Below are 15,208 nucleotides of genomic sequence, written 5' to 3' on the forward strand. Positions count from 1 at the left end.
GGTCCCTGGGGCGGGGCCCCGGGGAAGGGAAGGGGCGGCGGGGGCGGGAACCACTCAGCGGGTGCCGCCGTCCGTGTGATGTTCGCCGCTCCGGGGACCGGGACTGGGCAGTCACGTTACCCGCAAGTAGCATGACCCGTAAGCAAGCGCTCAGCATCCCGTACCTGGAGGAGAGCCATCGTGCCTCGTACCGTCAGGGACGTCGTCTTCGTCGACGGCGTCCGCACCCCGTTCGGCAAGGCGGGCCCGAAGGGCATCTACCACGAGACCCGTGCCGACGACCTCGTCGTGAAGGCGATCCGGGAACTGCTGCGCCGCAACCCCGGTCTCGACCCGAAGAAGATCGACGAGGTCGCCGTCGCCGCGACCACGCAGATCGGCGACCAGGGCCTGACCATCGGCCGCACGGCCGGCATCCTCGCGGGCCTGCCCACCTCGGTCCCGGGCTACTCCATCGACCGCATGTGCGCGGGCGCCCTGACCGCCGTCACCACGGTGGCCGGCTCCGTCGCCTTCGGCGCGTACGACGTCGCCATCGCGGGCGGTGTCGAGCACATGGGCCGCCACCCGATGGGCGAGGGCGTCGACCCCAACCCGCGGTTCGTCTCCGAGAAGCTGGTCGACGAGTCCGCCCTGTTCATGGGCATGACCGCGGAGAACCTGCACGACCGCTACCCGGGCATCACCAAGCAGCGCGCCGACGAGTACGCGGTGCGCTCCCAGGAGAAGGCCGCCAAGGCGTACGCCAACGGCAAGATCCAGGCCGACCTGGTGCCGATCTCGGTGCGCCGCACCAACGAAGAGGCCGGCGAGACCGGCTGGGGCCTGGTCACCGCCGACGAGCCGATGCGTCCGGGCACCACCCTGGAGAACCTGGCGACCCTCAAGACGCCGTTCCGCGTCCACGGCCGGGTCACCGCCGGTAACGCGGCCGGCCTGAACGACGGCGCCACCGCCTCGCTCATCGCCTCCGAGGACTTCGCCCGCGAGAACGGGCTCCCGGTGAAGATGCGCCTGGTCTCCTACTCCTTCGCCGGCGTGGAGCCGGAGGTCATGGGCTACGGCCCGATCCCGGCGACGGAGAAGGCGCTGGCCCAGGCGGGCCTGTCCATCTCCGACATCGGTCTGTTCGAGATCAACGAGGCCTTCGCCGTCCAGGTCCTCGCGTTCCTGGAGCACTACGGCATCGCCGACGACGACGCGCGCGTCAACCAGTACGGCGGCGCCATCGCGTTCGGCCACCCGCTGGCCTCCTCCGGCGTCCGTCTGATGACGCAGCTGGCCCGCCAGTTCGAGGAGCAGCCGCAGGTCCGCTACGGCCTCACCACCATGTGCGTCGGCTTCGGCATGGGCGCGACGGTCATCTGGGAGAACCCGCACTTCGAGGGGGACAAGTGAGCACCACCGCAGAGCTTCTGAAGGGTGCGGCCGAGCTGTTCCCCGGCGAGGTCGTCACCAGCGCGCACGTACGCCACTTCGACCTGCCGCTGGGTGCGGGGCGCTTCGCGCTCATCACCCTCGACAACGGTCACGACCACACCAAGCCGACCACCCTCGGCCCGCAGTCGCTGGCGAACATCGACGCCGCCATCGACCAGGTCGAGAAGGAGGCCGCGGACGGCGACATCGTCGGCGTCGGCGTCACCGGCAAGCCGTTCATCTTCGCCGTCGGCGCCGACCTCAAGGGCGTCGAGCTGCTGAAGCGGCACGAGGACGCGCTCGCCATCGGCAAGGGCGGCCACGACGTCTTCAAGCGGCTGTCGACGCTCGCCGTGCCGACCTTCGCGTACTACAACGGCGCCGCCATGGGCGGTGGCGTCGAGGTCGGTCTGCACTGCGCCTACCGCACGGTGTCCGCGGCCCTCCCGGCGTTCTCCCTGCCCGAGGTCTTCCTCGGTCTGGTCCCTGGCTGGGGCGGCTGCACCCTGCTGCCGAACCTGATCGGCGCCGACAAGGCCGTCTCGGTGATCATCGAGAACAGCCTCAACCAGAACAAGCAGCTCAAGGGTGAGCAGGTCTACGACCTCGGCATCGCGGACGCGATCTTCGAGGGCGCGGACTTCCTGGAGCAGTCGCTGATCTGGACCGCGTCCGTCCTCAAGGGCGAGATCACGATCGAGCGCCCGGTGATCGACCGCGGCGAGGCCTGGGACCAGGCCGTCGCGCGCGGCCGCTTCGTCGCCGACTCCAAGGTGCACGGCGCCGCCCCGGCCGCCTACCGCGCGCTGGACATCATCGCCGCCGCCAAGAACGGCGACCTCCAGCAGGGCTACGACGCCGAGGACCAGGCGCTCGCCGACCTGATCATGGGCGGTGAACTGCGCTCCGGCATCTACGCGTTCAACCTGGTGCAGAAGCGCGGCAAGCGTCCCGCGGGCGCCCCGGACAAGAGCCTGGCCCGCCCGGTCACCAAGGTCGGCGTCGTCGGCGCCGGCCTGATGGCCTCCCAGCTCGCGCTGCTGTTCCTGCGCCGCCTCGAGGTGCCGGTCGTGCTGACCGACATCGACCAGGAGCGCGTCGACAAGGGTGTGGGCTACGTCCACGCCGAGATCGACAAGCTGCTCGGCAAGGGCCGGATCAACCAGGACAAGGCCAACCGCCTCAAGGCTCTGGTCTCCGGTGTGCTGGACAAGGCCGAGGGCTTCTCGGACGCCGACTTCGTCATCGAGGCCGTCTTCGAGGAAATGGGCGTCAAGCAGCAGGTGTTCGCGGAGGTCGAGGCGGTCGCCCCGGCACACGCGATCCTCGCCACCAACACCTCCTCGCTCTCCGTGTCGGAGATGGCGTCGAAGCTGAAGCACCCCGAGCGGGTCGTGGGCTTCCACTTCTTCAACCCGGTCGCCGTCCTCCCGCTGCTCGAGATCGTCCGCGGCGAGCAGACCGACGACGCCTCGCTCGCCACGGCGTTCGGTGTCGCCAAGAAGCTGAAGAAGACCGCGGTGCTGACGAAGGACGCCCCGGCGTTCGTCGTGAACCGCATCCTGACCCGCTTCATGGGCGAGATCCAGAACGTCATCGACGAGGGCACCCCGGTCGAGGTCGCCGAGAGGGCCGTCGAGCCGCTCGGTCTGCCGATGTCGCCGCTGGTGCTGCTGGAGCTGGTCGGTCCCGCGATCGGTCTGCACGTGTCGGAAACCCTCAACCGGGCGTTCCCGGAGCGGTTCACGGTCTCCCCGAACCTCAAGAGGGTCGTGGAGGCGGGCAAGCGCGGCTTCTACGTCTACGACAGCGGCAAGCCCGAGCTGGACCCCGAGGTCGCCGCGCTGCTCCAGCAGGGCGACACCGTCCTGACCGAGGAGCAGGTGCGGGCCCGGGTGCTGGACGCGGTGGCGCAGGAGATCGGGCTCATGCTCGAGGAGGGTGTCGTCGCCGAGGCGCAGGACATCGACCTGTGCCTGATCACCGGCGCCGGCTGGCCGTTCCACCTGGGCGGCATCACGCCGTACCTGGACCGTGAGGGCGTCTCCGAGCGCGTCAACGGCAAGCGGTTCCTGGAGCCCGGGGTGGCCTCGGTCCCGGCGTGACGGCCGTACGCGGCTGAAGAGGGCCTCCGCGGTGTGCGGGGGCCCTTCTTCCTTCCCTCAGTGGATTCCGCCGTAGTAGACGTCCCTCGTCCCCATGGACGCGACGTCCATCACGGTGAAGGGAAGCTGCGTGACCGGGGACTCCGCTCCCGAGGCGTGCACGGCGAAGACGTCGACGACGTGCGCGCCCGGGCTCCAGGCCCAGCCCGACTCCCACGACCAGGTGCCGTTCGGGCCGACCGCGACGCCGCCCAGGAGCACACCGTTCTCCCGGAAACCGACCTGCGCGGCGTTCGTGGCGGACCCGGTGAAGACGACCCTGGCATCCATCACCTGCTCGTGGGCCACCGGTTCCAGCACCACCGGTGCCCCGGCGCTCTGCCCGACCGTCGACACCCCGAAGCCCCAGTCCGTGCCGGCCGTCCCGGGCGAGGGCGGGACTGCGCCCCCGGTGGGTGCCTCGACCGCCGTGAAGTTCACCTCGGTCCGCTCGGTCTGGTAGCCCGCCGCGTCCACCGCGTACACCTTCACCGGATGCCTGCCCGTGCTCCAGGCCCTTCCCAGTTCCCAGGACCAGGTGCCGTCGGCGCGCACGTCGGTCTGCCCCAGGTACTTGCCGTGCTCCCAGACCATCACCCGGACGGCACCGCCGGCGTGGCCCGTGAACCGCACGGCGTCCCTGCGCACCTCCTCCTGCACGGCGGGCGCGGTGATCACCGGCGGCGGGAACTCCGGGCCCCTGACCACCGACGTGGCGGAGAGGTACGACGTGATGGACCGCCGGTCACGGTCGGGTTCCTCGTACCCGTTGCGCACGTGGCCCAGGCGCGGCGCGATCCCGTCGATCAGGAAGTTGGCGATGCCCATCAGGACAGGGACGTTGCGCCCCGCCACCTGGGTGTGGTCGGCGATGTGCGGGGAGTCGCTGAAGATGAAGTTGAAGTTCTCGTAGTGCTGGAAGAGTCCCAGGAAGGGCTCCACCTGAAGGGGGTACTGGTCGTCCTGAGCCGCGGACACCAGGTAGATGTTGGCTGTGCGGTTGGCCCCCGCGCGCAGCAGGTCCGGGATGAGCGCGTCCACGATCCGCACGTTCTGCTCGGGCACGCCCTCGCCGAGCATGAACCGGGCGACGCCCGGATGCACGTCCCGGACGTACGTGCCGATCGAGAACTGCGGGGCGATGGCGACGATGTTGCGGAAGCCGTACTTCAGACCGAAGTAGAGGGCCGCGCTGCCGCCCTTCGAACCGCCCCACAGGGTGACGGACTCCGGGGTCAGGTCGAGAGCGTTCATCACCTTGGATATGAGGGTGACGACGGACTGTTCCAGGGAGAAGTCCATCTCCTTGCACAGGTAGTAGCTCCGGTTGTCCTCGAACTTGTCGCGGATCCAGAGGATGTTCGCCCGGAGCTTGTCGAACACGCCGTTGGACCAGCCGTAGTCACCGGGCGCGGCGAAGTTCGCGAAGACGACGACCAGGTGGCGGTTGCCCTTCTGCGCGTGGGCGAAGCGGTACTCGACCGGGAAGGTCCCGGACGCCTCGATACCCGTGAGCAGCTGCCGGCCCTTCGGGGGTGGTTTGGACATGGTGCGAACTCCACTCTCTGTTGTGTCTCGAAAGGCGGGCGACAGGTACCTCCGTGGCAGGTCGCGTACTCGGTACCCTGCAGATGTCGCACCGGCCGTGGCGCTCGTCGCCGGGAAGGACACGACGTCGTGTCCCGGGAGGGCCGGCCCCGGTCACGTCCGCGCCGTGACGTACCGTGCGACGGTGAACCGGACGTCGGTGCGCCGCTTTCCGATCGGAGATCATGTAGGGATGCCGCGCGCCGTCTCCCCGTCCCCGTCCTTCGCACGCAGGCGTCGCAGGGTCCGGTGCCTGGCCGTCTCGGCCGCGCTGCTGGGACTCGTGAGCACGGTGGCCGTCGTGCGGACGGCGGGCCCTTCCCGCTTCTCCATCCCGCCCCGGACACTGGGCACGGCGACCTGGAACATGTGCGGGGTACGGGAGTGGAACTGCGGGGGCACCGGGAGCCGTGCCGCGAAGAGACAGGAACTGCAGCGTCTCGCCACCCGGTTCGGAGCGGAGGTGATCCTGCTGCAGGAAGCCTGCGCCGCGGACGTGGAGGCGGTGCGCAGAGACCTGGGCCCCTCCTGGCACACCGCGTTCCACCCCTACACGTGGAGGGACCGCACCGGGCGTACGGGCACGGTGCGGTGCGGCACGGCGGGGCCCGCCGGTCGTGCCGTGCTCTCGGCGTACCCCCTGTCCGCCGTGCGCACGGTGCCTTCGCGGCAGCCCTCGGTCGGCGTGCGGCGCGGCATCCTCTGCGTATCGATCGCGGCGCAGGACGTCAGGGTGTGCGCCGCCCATCTCAGCCCGCCCCGCAGCGACCGGTCCGAGCCCGGCCGAGAGCTCCGCGACGACCAACTGAACGCGCTGGTGGGCGCGGTGCCCGGACGACGGACCGTCTACGGCGGAGACCTGAACGTGGGTCCGCCGGGAGGGAACAACCCCGACTCCTGGGTGTGGCCGGACCGGCCGTACCGCGTCCACCGGGAGTGCGACCAGGGGTCCGGCCGGCCGGGACCGGCGCGGGCGACCCATGTCTCGCGGCACAAGCTGGACTACCTCTTCACCGGACTGCCCGTGCTCGAGTGCCGGGTGCGCGACACCGGCGTCTCCGACCACCTGGCCCTGCTGATCCGGGTGGACACCGGCAGCGGCTGAGGCAGTACCGGGGGGAATGAGCGGGGGGCGGGTCATCGGATGCCCGGACCGGCCGGAACGGCCGGGCACGCCGACGGCAGGCCACCCGGCGAAGCCGTCGCCGTCACACGATCACTTCTTCGAATGTCTGCGCCGCGGCGGGCTGGGCGGGTACGGCGCCCATCAGCCCCGCGTGCGCGTGGTGGCCGGTGAACCACTGCGCCGTGCCCCGGTGAACGGGGGTCATCGGCCTTCCCGCGTGCTGGGTGTCGACGGTACCGACGGCCGGTGCGTGCGCCTGCCCGGGTTCGAGGTCCCCGCCCGCGACCAGCATCCGGTCGGCGAGCCGTGCGGCGGCGTAACCGTCGTCCAGGTCGCAGAACTCACGCTGGAACCAGCGGTACCGCTCGGCGTAGAGGTCCTGGATCCGGTCGATGTCGCGGACGGCCGTCACCAGTTCCTCGGACGTGTGGAGCAGGGGGCCCGGGGCGCTGCCCTCGAAGTCGAAGTAGAACCCGCGCAGGGTGTCGCGGTAGTGGTCCAGGTCGTAGGTGAAGAACAGGATGGGCCGGCCGGTGTTGACGTAGTCGAACATCAGGGAGGAGTAGTCGGTGATCATCACGTCGGTGATCAGCGAGAGGTCGGCCATGTCCGGGTAGTCGGAGACGTCGAAGACGAATCCGTCGCCGGCGCCCGGCACCGGGTCCACGACATTGGGGTGGCGGCGCACCATGAGGACGTGGTCGGACCCGAGCTGCGCGCGCGCGGCCTCCAGGTCGATACGGAAGTCCAGCTTGTACTTTCCGGGCGCGTAGAACTGGTCGTCGCGCCAGGTCGGGGCGTACAGCACCACCCGCTTGCCCTCCGGCACTCCGATCCTGTGGCGGATCTGCTGCTCCCGGACTTCCGTGCCGGACCGGCGCAGGATGTCGTTGCGCGGGTAGCCGCTCTCCACCATCTCGCCGGGGAAGCCGAAGGCGCGCTTGAGGATCGGGGTGGAGAAGCTGTTGGGGGACACCAGCATGTCCCAGTTCTGCACCTCCTTCTCGACGCGTTCCAGGTAGCGCTGGTCGGCGAAGTGGATGGACTCGATGTCGTGGCCGATCTTCTTCAGCGGTGTGCCGTGCCACGTCTGCACGACGACCTGGCCGTCCCGTTTCTCGAACCAGTCCGGGAGGTGGTTGTTGGCGACGACGTACCGGCTGGTGGCGAGGGCCTCGTACCACTCCGGTGACCACATGCGGACGGGCGTCGCGGTGGGCGGCACCTGAACCTGGTCGTCGCGTACCACCCACAGGTGTTCGAGGTCGACACGACGGCGCACGAGTTCCTCGTGCAGGGCGCGAGGGCTGTCGGAGTACTGGGTGCCCTTGAAGGCGTCGAAGAGCACGGCGTCGCGCACCGGCTCCCGACGTGCCGCGGGGTAGGCCTTCGTGCGCAGCAGCTTCTGCCGGTAGGGGCCGCGGGCGCGGTCGGGCATCGCCGAGTGGACGAGGAGCGACAGCCGGTCGTAGGCCTCGGCCTGTGTCTCGTAGCGGCGTTCGTCTCTCTCGTACTCCTGCGGGAACGCCTCGATGGCATCCTGTTCGATCTTCACCATCAGGTCTTCGAGGCGCTCCTCGCGCGCCACCGCGGAGAGGTCCTGGCGGCGCAGGAAGAAGTCCCACCGTCCGGCCGCGAGCGGGATGTCACCGGCCAGGGTCCGCATGGCGGCGGGGGCCAGCACGCAGCGGAACTCGTAGCCGTCCCAGATCAGGGGTACGGAACGCTCCGCGCCGTGCGCACGCGAACGGACCACCAGATGAGCGGCCCGGTACTGCTCCTGGGTCAGTCGGTCCGCCGCCAGGTAACGGCCCCGGATCTCCAACGAGCCGTCCTCCCGCCACGCGCACCGGGTCGCGGTGGGAAGGGTCGCGCGTTCGAAGAGCACGAGATAGCCGGATCCGTTGCGGTGGACGACGACCTCGCGGTCGCCCTCCCTGGTCTGCAGTGACGCCGGCATGCGGTAGTGCCCGTCCACCGTCTCCTCCGCCATGACCGGATACATGGTCATCTTGCGGCCCTCGACATGGAAGGTCGTCTTCCACCCGTTGCTGCCCATGCCCCAGGCCTGCGGGACGTCCACGCCCGCCCCGGTGAGGACGCGGGACTTCGGTACGAGGCTGCTCAGGGGCAGCTTGGCGGAGAACGTGCACCACCCGTCGCCGCCGGGCGTGAAGTGGACACGTGCGTCGTGCCGCCCGGCTCCGCTCATGCTGGTGACCCGGAGCTTGCCCCATTCCGGCACCTTGGGGCCGAGATAGACGCCACGCAGCTCCAGCTGGTCACCGACGAGACGGTGCTGGGTGATCCGGCAGCGCACGACCTCGACGCGCAGTTTGAGTTTGCCCTGCAGGAAGACCGGGAGGAGACGCGTGTTCTTGTCGACGTACCGGTAGGGCGGGTTGGCGGCGCTGCCCGCGCCGCCCCGGTCGATGCCCCGGTAGCGGAACAGCCCCCGGCTGAGGACACCGGCGGCCACGTCCCAGGTGCCCTCGACCCACTGGCCCTTGCGCTTCAGACGCGTGGTGTCGATCCGCGCCTCGAAGCCTGCCCAGTCGTAGCAATAACGATTTTGCTTCGAATCCTCGGTCGCCTGCGGCGCGTAGACGGTCTTCGCCGTGGTGATCGTCATGCGGCCCTGCTTCTTGTTCCGCAGGGCGATCGCCTTCACCGACATGTGTTTCTTGTGCACGTTGATGAACCGGACGTAGGCGGTCCCGGTGAGGATGAGCGTGTCGGACCCGGAGCCCCATCTGGCGCCGGACAGCGATCCGTGCAGGGAGAACTCCTTGTCCAGCCGGTAGGCCTTCTTGTCGAGGCCCACCTCCCGGTCGCCGAGGTAGGGGTAGTTGAGGTAGCGCCGGAACCGCCGCTGCACGGGCATGGGACCGCCACGACGTTCGAACTCGATGACGTCGAGGAGCTCGGCCAGCCGGCCCTCGCGCACCAGCAGCCACTTGACGCGGGCGTCCGCGGGCAGCTCGTCGATGATGGTGAGGTCGGTCTCGTCGAGGAACTCGTTGGCCCACTGCATGAAGGAGTACTGGTACTCCTCGTCGGCGTCCGGAAGTACCTTCAGGTGGAGCATGAGGTCGGACTTCAGGCACGTGAGATCGTACTTCCGCTTGGCGTCCGCGTACTCCTGGGAGTCCTGGTCGCCGAGGAAGCGGCTCACGGACCGCACGGCCGCGACCCGGTCGCGCAGGTTCGACAGTTCGGAGTGGCGCTGGGTGATGGAAGGTGCCGCTCCCCCCTCCCGGCGGCGCCAGAAGTAGACGATGTCCGTGATGACGTCGACCTTGGCAGCGCTGAAGTGGGCGTACATGTTGACCCACGAGTCCTCGTACATCACGCCTTCGGGGAACCTGATGGAGTGGTGGTCCCAGAAGGAGCGCCGGAAGAGCTTGTTCCAGACGGTGCGGTCGTAGATCAGCGCGTCGAACTTCGTGATGTGCGTGCCCCGCCGGTTCTTCTGCATCGGGCCCTTGTGCAGCGGTGACTGCCACTTCTTGGTGGAGTTCATCATCTGCACGTTGCCCGAGACGAAATCCGCCTCGGATTCCTCGAGGGTGCGCACCAGGAGCTCGTAGGCGTACTCGGGGATGACGTCGTCGCCGTCCACGAAGGCGAGGAACTCCGCCGCGGGATGGGTGTTGCGCAGACCGGTGTTGCGCGCGTGCCCCGGCCCGTGGGCGTGCTGGCGAACGAGGCGGAAGCGGCGGTCGGCAGCGCAGAAGTCGGCCGCGATTCGCACCGATCCGTCGGTGCATCCGTCGTCGACGAGGACGACCTCGAAATCACGGAACGACTGGCGCGCAATGGACTCCAGGCATTCGGCGAGATAGGCCTCGACGTCCTGAAAGGGCACGACGACACTCAGGCGCGGGTAAACCACCAACGTACTCCTACCAAGACATTTCGCCCACCAGGACCTCAGCAGTCCACACCGGACGCTCCACCCCAAATGCGGCGCACCGCGACGCCTGCCGCGATACCCCGCCAACACCCCCGGCCCCGCGAGAGCCCCCCTCCACACCGGCCACAGGTTCCACACATCTTAAGCCACCCTTATAGGTGGTCAAGATTGATTCATGTGGCATTCACCGCTCAGCCGTGCTATTCGCACCCACTCGGCACCGAGTCATGAGCCGCTGCCTATAGTTCTCCCACTGACGTGACCGCATCAGTGGGCCGGTCTTCCCCCCACCCGGGCCCTGCCACTCCGCCACGCGGAGCCCGTGAGGAGAGGAACCGAACACCATGACGCACAGCGCCACCAGGGAGTCAGGGCGTGCGCAGTCGGCGCCCGGCGACAGACGCCGCCGGGCGCAGCGCCCCCGCCGGCGTTGGGGACGCATCGTCCTGCTGTCGTTCCTGGCCGTCCTGCTCGCGGCAGGCGGCACGGGATACTGGCTCTACAGCGACCTGAACGGCAACATCGACGGAGTCGACCTGGACAAGGCCCTCGGCGAGGACCGTCCGGAGAAACTGCCGACATCCGGACAGAACGTGCTGGTCCTCGGCTCGGACTCACGCGGGGGCGCGAACGCCGGACTGGGCACCGGTAAGGTCTCGGGCGCCCGGTCGGACACCGCACTGGTGATGCACATCCCCGAAGGGCGCCGGCAGGCGGTCGCCGTGAGCATCCCGCGCGACACGCTCGTCACCCGCCCGGAGTGCGCCAAGGCGGACGGCTCGACCCTCCCGGAGGCCGAGCGCGTCATGTTCAACTCCGTGTACTCGACGGCCGGTCCGGCCTGCGTGGTCAAGACCGTGGAGAAGATGTCCGGCGTCCGCATGGACCACTACATGGAGATCGACTTCGCCGGCTTCAAGGGGCTGGTCGACGCCATCGGCGGTGTGACCGTAACCGTCGAGGAGCCCATCAAGGACACCTCCAGCGGCCTCGATCTGAGCGCCGGGACCCACAAGCTGGACGGCACCCAGTCCCTGGCGTTCGTGCGGACCCGGCACGGCGTCGGTGACGGCAGCGACCTGGGCCGCATAGGACTCCAGCAACAGTTCATGATCGCCCTGCTGAGCGAGGTGAAGCGACAGGACCTGTTCGGCAGTCCCACCAAGACGTACAAGATCGCCGACACGCTGACCTCGGCGCTGACCACCGACTCCGAGTTGGCCTCACTGACCAGTCTGGCCGAGTTCGCACGCAGCATGAACGGAGTCGACCCGGCGTCCATGGAAACGGTCATGCTGCCGGTGCAGTACGACAAGACCGATCCGAACCGGGTGGTGGCCGCACGTCCCCGGGCCGATCAGCTGTGGGAGGCGATTCGCTCCGACGCGGAGATCCCCGAGTCCGCGAAGAAGTCACCCGCGACGGGCGGCTGACCTCCGGCACGGCGGCGCCACGGCACCGGCCGCTCAACTCCCCAGCGTGTCCCAACGCGTGAGAGCGAGACCGTCGCCCTCCTCCTGGCGGGCGACCCTGGGTCTGCCGTCGGTGCCGATCAGGGCCATCACCACACGGCCGCGTCCGTCCAGGGCCAGGGCCGGAGCGCCCTGGCAGGACTCGGCCAGCGCGTACCACCAGAATCCGGCGTCCTCGTTCTCGGTGCCGCCCATGCCGAGCACGGCCGCGCCGTCCCGGTCGCGACAGGCGAGAACGACACAGTCGTAGCCGTCCAGCGACGTGCGGAGCACCGCGTACGGCCGCCCGGCCGGGGTGCCGCCCAGAGCGACCGGCCAGCCGCCCGCCCGCCAGGCCGCGGCCCCGCCGCTCTCCGCATCGGTCCAGAAGAACGTGGCACGGCCGGGCCCGGTCTCCAGGGCCGCGACCGTGCCCGGCACGGGCCGCAGCGAGAAGCCGCGGGGGCCCGTGAAGTCGCCGCCGGGAGCGGGCTGGCGCCAGACGAGCACGCCCGTCTCGGCAGCGGCGCAGACCTCGATCCGTCCGTCGGTGAGCGCGATCGCCGCGGGCCGGGCGCCGATACCGCCACCGCCCAGGTTCTCCCAGGCCCGCCAGGTGCCGTTCGGGGCCTCGCGCCGGAGCGCCAGACCTCCGTGCTCACCGCGGAGGAAGACGTGCACAGTGCCGTCCGGGGCGACCGTCGCGGACGGCGCAACGGGCGGACCGGCCTTTTCCGGGTCCCGGTGGGGGCTGCCGAGGGACCGCCAGTCGCTGAAGGCGAGTCCGGTCTGGTACTGGACGGCGTGCACGATGTCCACGTTCCGTCCGCCGTCGGGACCGGGACGCTCCCGGCGGCCGAGGAAGTGGACATAGGTGTTGGCTCCCTGGACCACCGTCAGATGCGTCAGTCCGGCCACCGGAACGAAGCGCGGCCCGCTCCACTCCGGGCCGCCGACGGTGGTCTCCGTCCAGCGCAGCAGGCCGCCCCCGGTGGGGGCGTACAGCGTCAGCCGACCGTCCTTGCCGCGGGTGAGCCATTCTCCGTCGGCCGCTCCGGTCGCGATCCCGTGACACTCCTCGGCGGCGCGCCCGCCTGTGACGGAGGCACCCCTGGGGCCTGCCGGCCTTCTCCGCATCGCCTGGTGCACCTTCCTGAAGCCCGCCGCATCACCGACACGGGACCCCGAAAACTCGGCACATCATATGCTGATCGTTCACCTCTTCCCCGGCCTCTGTCCCGTCGGTTCGGCCGCCGGACCGGACCCGGCCCACCGGGCACCGGCTCGCTCCCGCTCGGTCGGGGTGTGCGGCGAACGCGATGAGGCGGTTGGCGGAGCGCTCGGCCGGCACCGTGCGGTCGTGCCCCACCCGGTGTCGCGGCGCACGGCCGGGACGTCGGGGCCGGGACCGGCCGCGGCGACGGGGCAGCGGGGCGCCGGAGGCACGACTCCCCCACACCGTGCGGAGACCTCGGTTCCGTCCGCCCGCCGGAACGGCGGCGGCGCGGCCTCGCGTGGGACCCTGGCCGCATGAACGACACCGCCGCCCTGCTCGTGATCGTCGACGCCGCGAATGTCGTCGGGTCGGTGCCCGACGGATGGTGGCGGGACCGCCGGGGTGCCGCGGAGCGTCTCCGTGACCGGCTGGCCGCGGACGGCCTGCCCGGCCGTACCGGGCCGGTGGAGATCGTCCTGGTGGTGGAGGGGGCCGCCCGCGGGGTGGAGTCCGTCCCCGGTGTCCGGGTGGACCCGGCCCCGGGCAGCGGTGACGACCGCGTGGTCACGCTGGTGGCCGGGGCGGGGGACGGCCGGCCGGTCCTGGTGGTGACGGCGGACCGCGAGCTGCGCCGCAGGGTGACGTCCCTGGGCGCGGAGGTCACGGGCCCCCGCACGGTACGCCCCTGACGCCGGCTCCCACGGGGGCCCGGGCCTGCCCCGTGCCCCGTCGGACGGGGGCGAAGGGCCCTGGGCGTGGTCAGCGGGCGGGCGGGGCGGGGGTCTCCTCCGGTGTGCGGGCCATCCGGCTGTGGGTGCGGCTGTAGAGGAAGTAGACGACGATGCCGATCGCCATCCAGATGCCGAACCGGACCCAGGTCTCGGCGGGCAGGTTCAGCATCAGCCACAGGGACGCGGCGACCGACACGATCGGCAGGACGGGCACCCAGGGGGTGCGGAACGACCGGTGCAGGTCGGGCCGGGTCCTGCGGAGGATGATCACGCTGATCGCGACGATCACGAAGGCGAACAGGGTGCCGATGTTCACCAGCGCGGCGAGCTCGTTCAGCGGGGTGAAGCCCGCGAGGACCGCGATGAGGACACCGAGCAGGATGGTCGGCCGGTGCGGCGTCCTGAACCGGGGGTGGACCCGGGAGAAGAACCGGGGCAGCAGTCCGTCGCGGCTCATCGCGAAGAAGACGCGCGTCTGGCCGAGCAGCAGGATCATGCAGACGGTCGTCAGGCCGACGGCGGCGCCGAAGCTGATGAAGCCCGCGAACCAGGGATGCCCGGTGGCCTTGAAGGCGTCGGCGAGCGGGGCGTCCACGGACAGGTCCCGGTAGTTCTGCATGCCGGTGACGACGATCGACACCAGGACGTACAGCACGGTGCAGATGAACAGGGAGCCGAGGATGCCGCGGGGCATGTCGCGCTGCGGGTTCTTCGTCTCCTCGGCGGCCGTGGCGACGATGTCGAAACCGATGAACGCGAAGAACACCACCGAGGCGGCGGTGAAGATGCCCATCACCCCGAAGTTCGCCGGGGCCCAGCCGAACATCAGCTGGATGAGCGGCGAATTGAGGCTGTCACCCGCGGGTACCGGCTCCGAGCCCGGGATGAACGGGTCGTAGTTGTCGGCGGTGATGAAGAAGGCCCCCGCGACGATCACCACGAGGACGACGATCACCTTGATCGCCACGACGATCGAGGTGACGCGGGCGGACAGCTTCATGCCGAGGACGAGGATGCCGGTCAGCACCAGCACCAGGGCGGCGGCGAGGATGTCGAACCCGAAGACGTCGGAGCCCTCCCGGCTGCCCAGCGCGGCGGGCATCTGCCAGCCCGCGTTGTCCATGAGCGACTGGATGTAGCCCGACCAGCCGACGGCCACCACCGCCGTGCCGAGCGCGAACTCCAGGACCAGGTCCCAGCCGATGATCCACGCGGGCAGTTCCCCCAGGGAGGCGTAGGAGAACGTGTAGGCGGAACCCGCCACCGGGACGGTGGAGGCGAACTCGGCATAGCAGAGCGCGGCGAGCGCGCAGACGACACCGGCCACCACGAAGGCCAGGGCCGTGGCCGGCCCGGCGTTGTTCTTCGCGACCGTACCGGTGAGGACGAAGATGCCGGTGCCGATGATGACACCGACGCCGAAGACGGTCAGATCCAGCGCGGACAGCGATTTCTTGAGCGCGTGCTCGGGTTCCTCGGTGTCGCGGATGGACTGCTCCACCTTCTTCGTCCGGAAGAGGGGGCTTGTCACGGGTACCTCCCACGCTTGTCGTCCTCGACATGATCGAGAGGGGGCGTAGCTCGTATGCCCCGGCGCGGGCGCTTTCACGCAGACGGG

Annotated in this window: 9 protein-coding genes; 5 read left to right on the forward strand and 4 right to left on the reverse strand. The window is 70.0% G+C overall.

The window, feature by feature from the left end:
- Positions 1 to 180: 180 nt before the first annotated feature.
- Complete coding sequence (locus tag BU52_RS30640) at positions 181 to 1,398, forward strand: thiolase family protein (RefSeq protein ID WP_037940681.1); 1,218 nt, start codon at positions 181 to 183, stop codon at positions 1,396 to 1,398.
- A complete protein-coding gene (locus tag BU52_RS30645; RefSeq protein WP_037940682.1) occupies positions 1,395 to 3,524 on the forward strand; it encodes a 3-hydroxyacyl-CoA dehydrogenase NAD-binding domain-containing protein in 2,130 nt (709 codons plus the stop codon). The genes BU52_RS30640 and BU52_RS30645 overlap by 4 nt, the downstream gene beginning before the upstream one ends.
- Positions 3,525 to 3,581: 57 nt before the next feature.
- Here BU52_RS30645 and BU52_RS30650 read toward each other — a convergent pair whose 3' ends face one another.
- A complete protein-coding gene (locus BU52_RS30650) occupies positions 3,582 to 5,111 on the reverse strand; it encodes an Ig-like domain-containing protein (RefSeq protein ID WP_037940685.1) in 1,530 nt (509 codons plus the stop codon).
- 232 nt (positions 5,112 to 5,343) lie between these two features.
- On the opposite strand from BU52_RS30650, the gene BU52_RS30655 reads away from it, so the two are divergent.
- On the forward strand, positions 5,344 to 6,255 hold the full coding sequence (locus tag BU52_RS30655; RefSeq protein WP_037940687.1) for an endonuclease/exonuclease/phosphatase family protein: 912 nt from the start codon (positions 5,344 to 5,346) through the stop codon (positions 6,253 to 6,255).
- Positions 6,256 to 6,358: 103 nt separating this feature from the next.
- Here BU52_RS30655 and BU52_RS30660 read toward each other — a convergent pair whose 3' ends face one another.
- Positions 6,359 to 10,171, reverse strand: a complete 3,813-nt coding sequence (locus BU52_RS30660; protein ID WP_078903534.1) for a bifunctional glycosyltransferase/CDP-glycerol:glycerophosphate glycerophosphotransferase — start codon at positions 10,169 to 10,171, stop codon at positions 6,359 to 6,361.
- A gap of 365 nt (positions 10,172 to 10,536) precedes the next feature.
- Between BU52_RS30660 and BU52_RS30665 the strand changes: the two genes are divergently transcribed.
- On the forward strand, positions 10,537 to 11,625 hold the full coding sequence (locus BU52_RS30665; RefSeq protein WP_037940688.1) for an LCP family protein: 1,089 nt from the start codon (positions 10,537 to 10,539) through the stop codon (positions 11,623 to 11,625).
- Between the two features lie 33 nt (positions 11,626 to 11,658).
- Here the strand turns inward: BU52_RS30665 and BU52_RS30670 are convergent, their stop codons facing one another.
- Entirely contained in the window at positions 11,659 to 12,780 is a 1,122-nt protein-coding gene (locus BU52_RS30670; protein WP_037940690.1) for a hypothetical protein, read from the reverse strand.
- A gap of 393 nt (positions 12,781 to 13,173) precedes the next feature.
- Here BU52_RS30670 and BU52_RS30675 point away from each other — a divergent pair, with 393 nt between their 5' ends.
- Positions 13,174 to 13,548 (forward strand): PIN domain-containing protein, encoded by a 375-nt coding sequence (locus BU52_RS30675; RefSeq protein ID WP_037940691.1) that lies wholly within the window; start codon positions 13,174 to 13,176, stop codon positions 13,546 to 13,548.
- A gap of 70 nt (positions 13,549 to 13,618) precedes the next feature.
- On the opposite strand, the gene BU52_RS30680 is transcribed toward BU52_RS30675, so the two are convergent.
- Positions 13,619 to 15,121 (reverse strand): amino acid permease, encoded by a 1,503-nt coding sequence (locus tag BU52_RS30680; RefSeq protein ID WP_037940693.1) that lies wholly within the window; start codon positions 15,119 to 15,121, stop codon positions 13,619 to 13,621.
- Between the last annotated feature and the right edge of the window lie 87 nt (positions 15,122 to 15,208).

The sequence above is a fragment of the Streptomyces toyocaensis genome (assembly GCF_000725125.1).
Lineage (GTDB): Bacteria > Actinomycetota > Actinomycetes > Streptomycetales > Streptomycetaceae > Streptomyces > Streptomyces toyocaensis.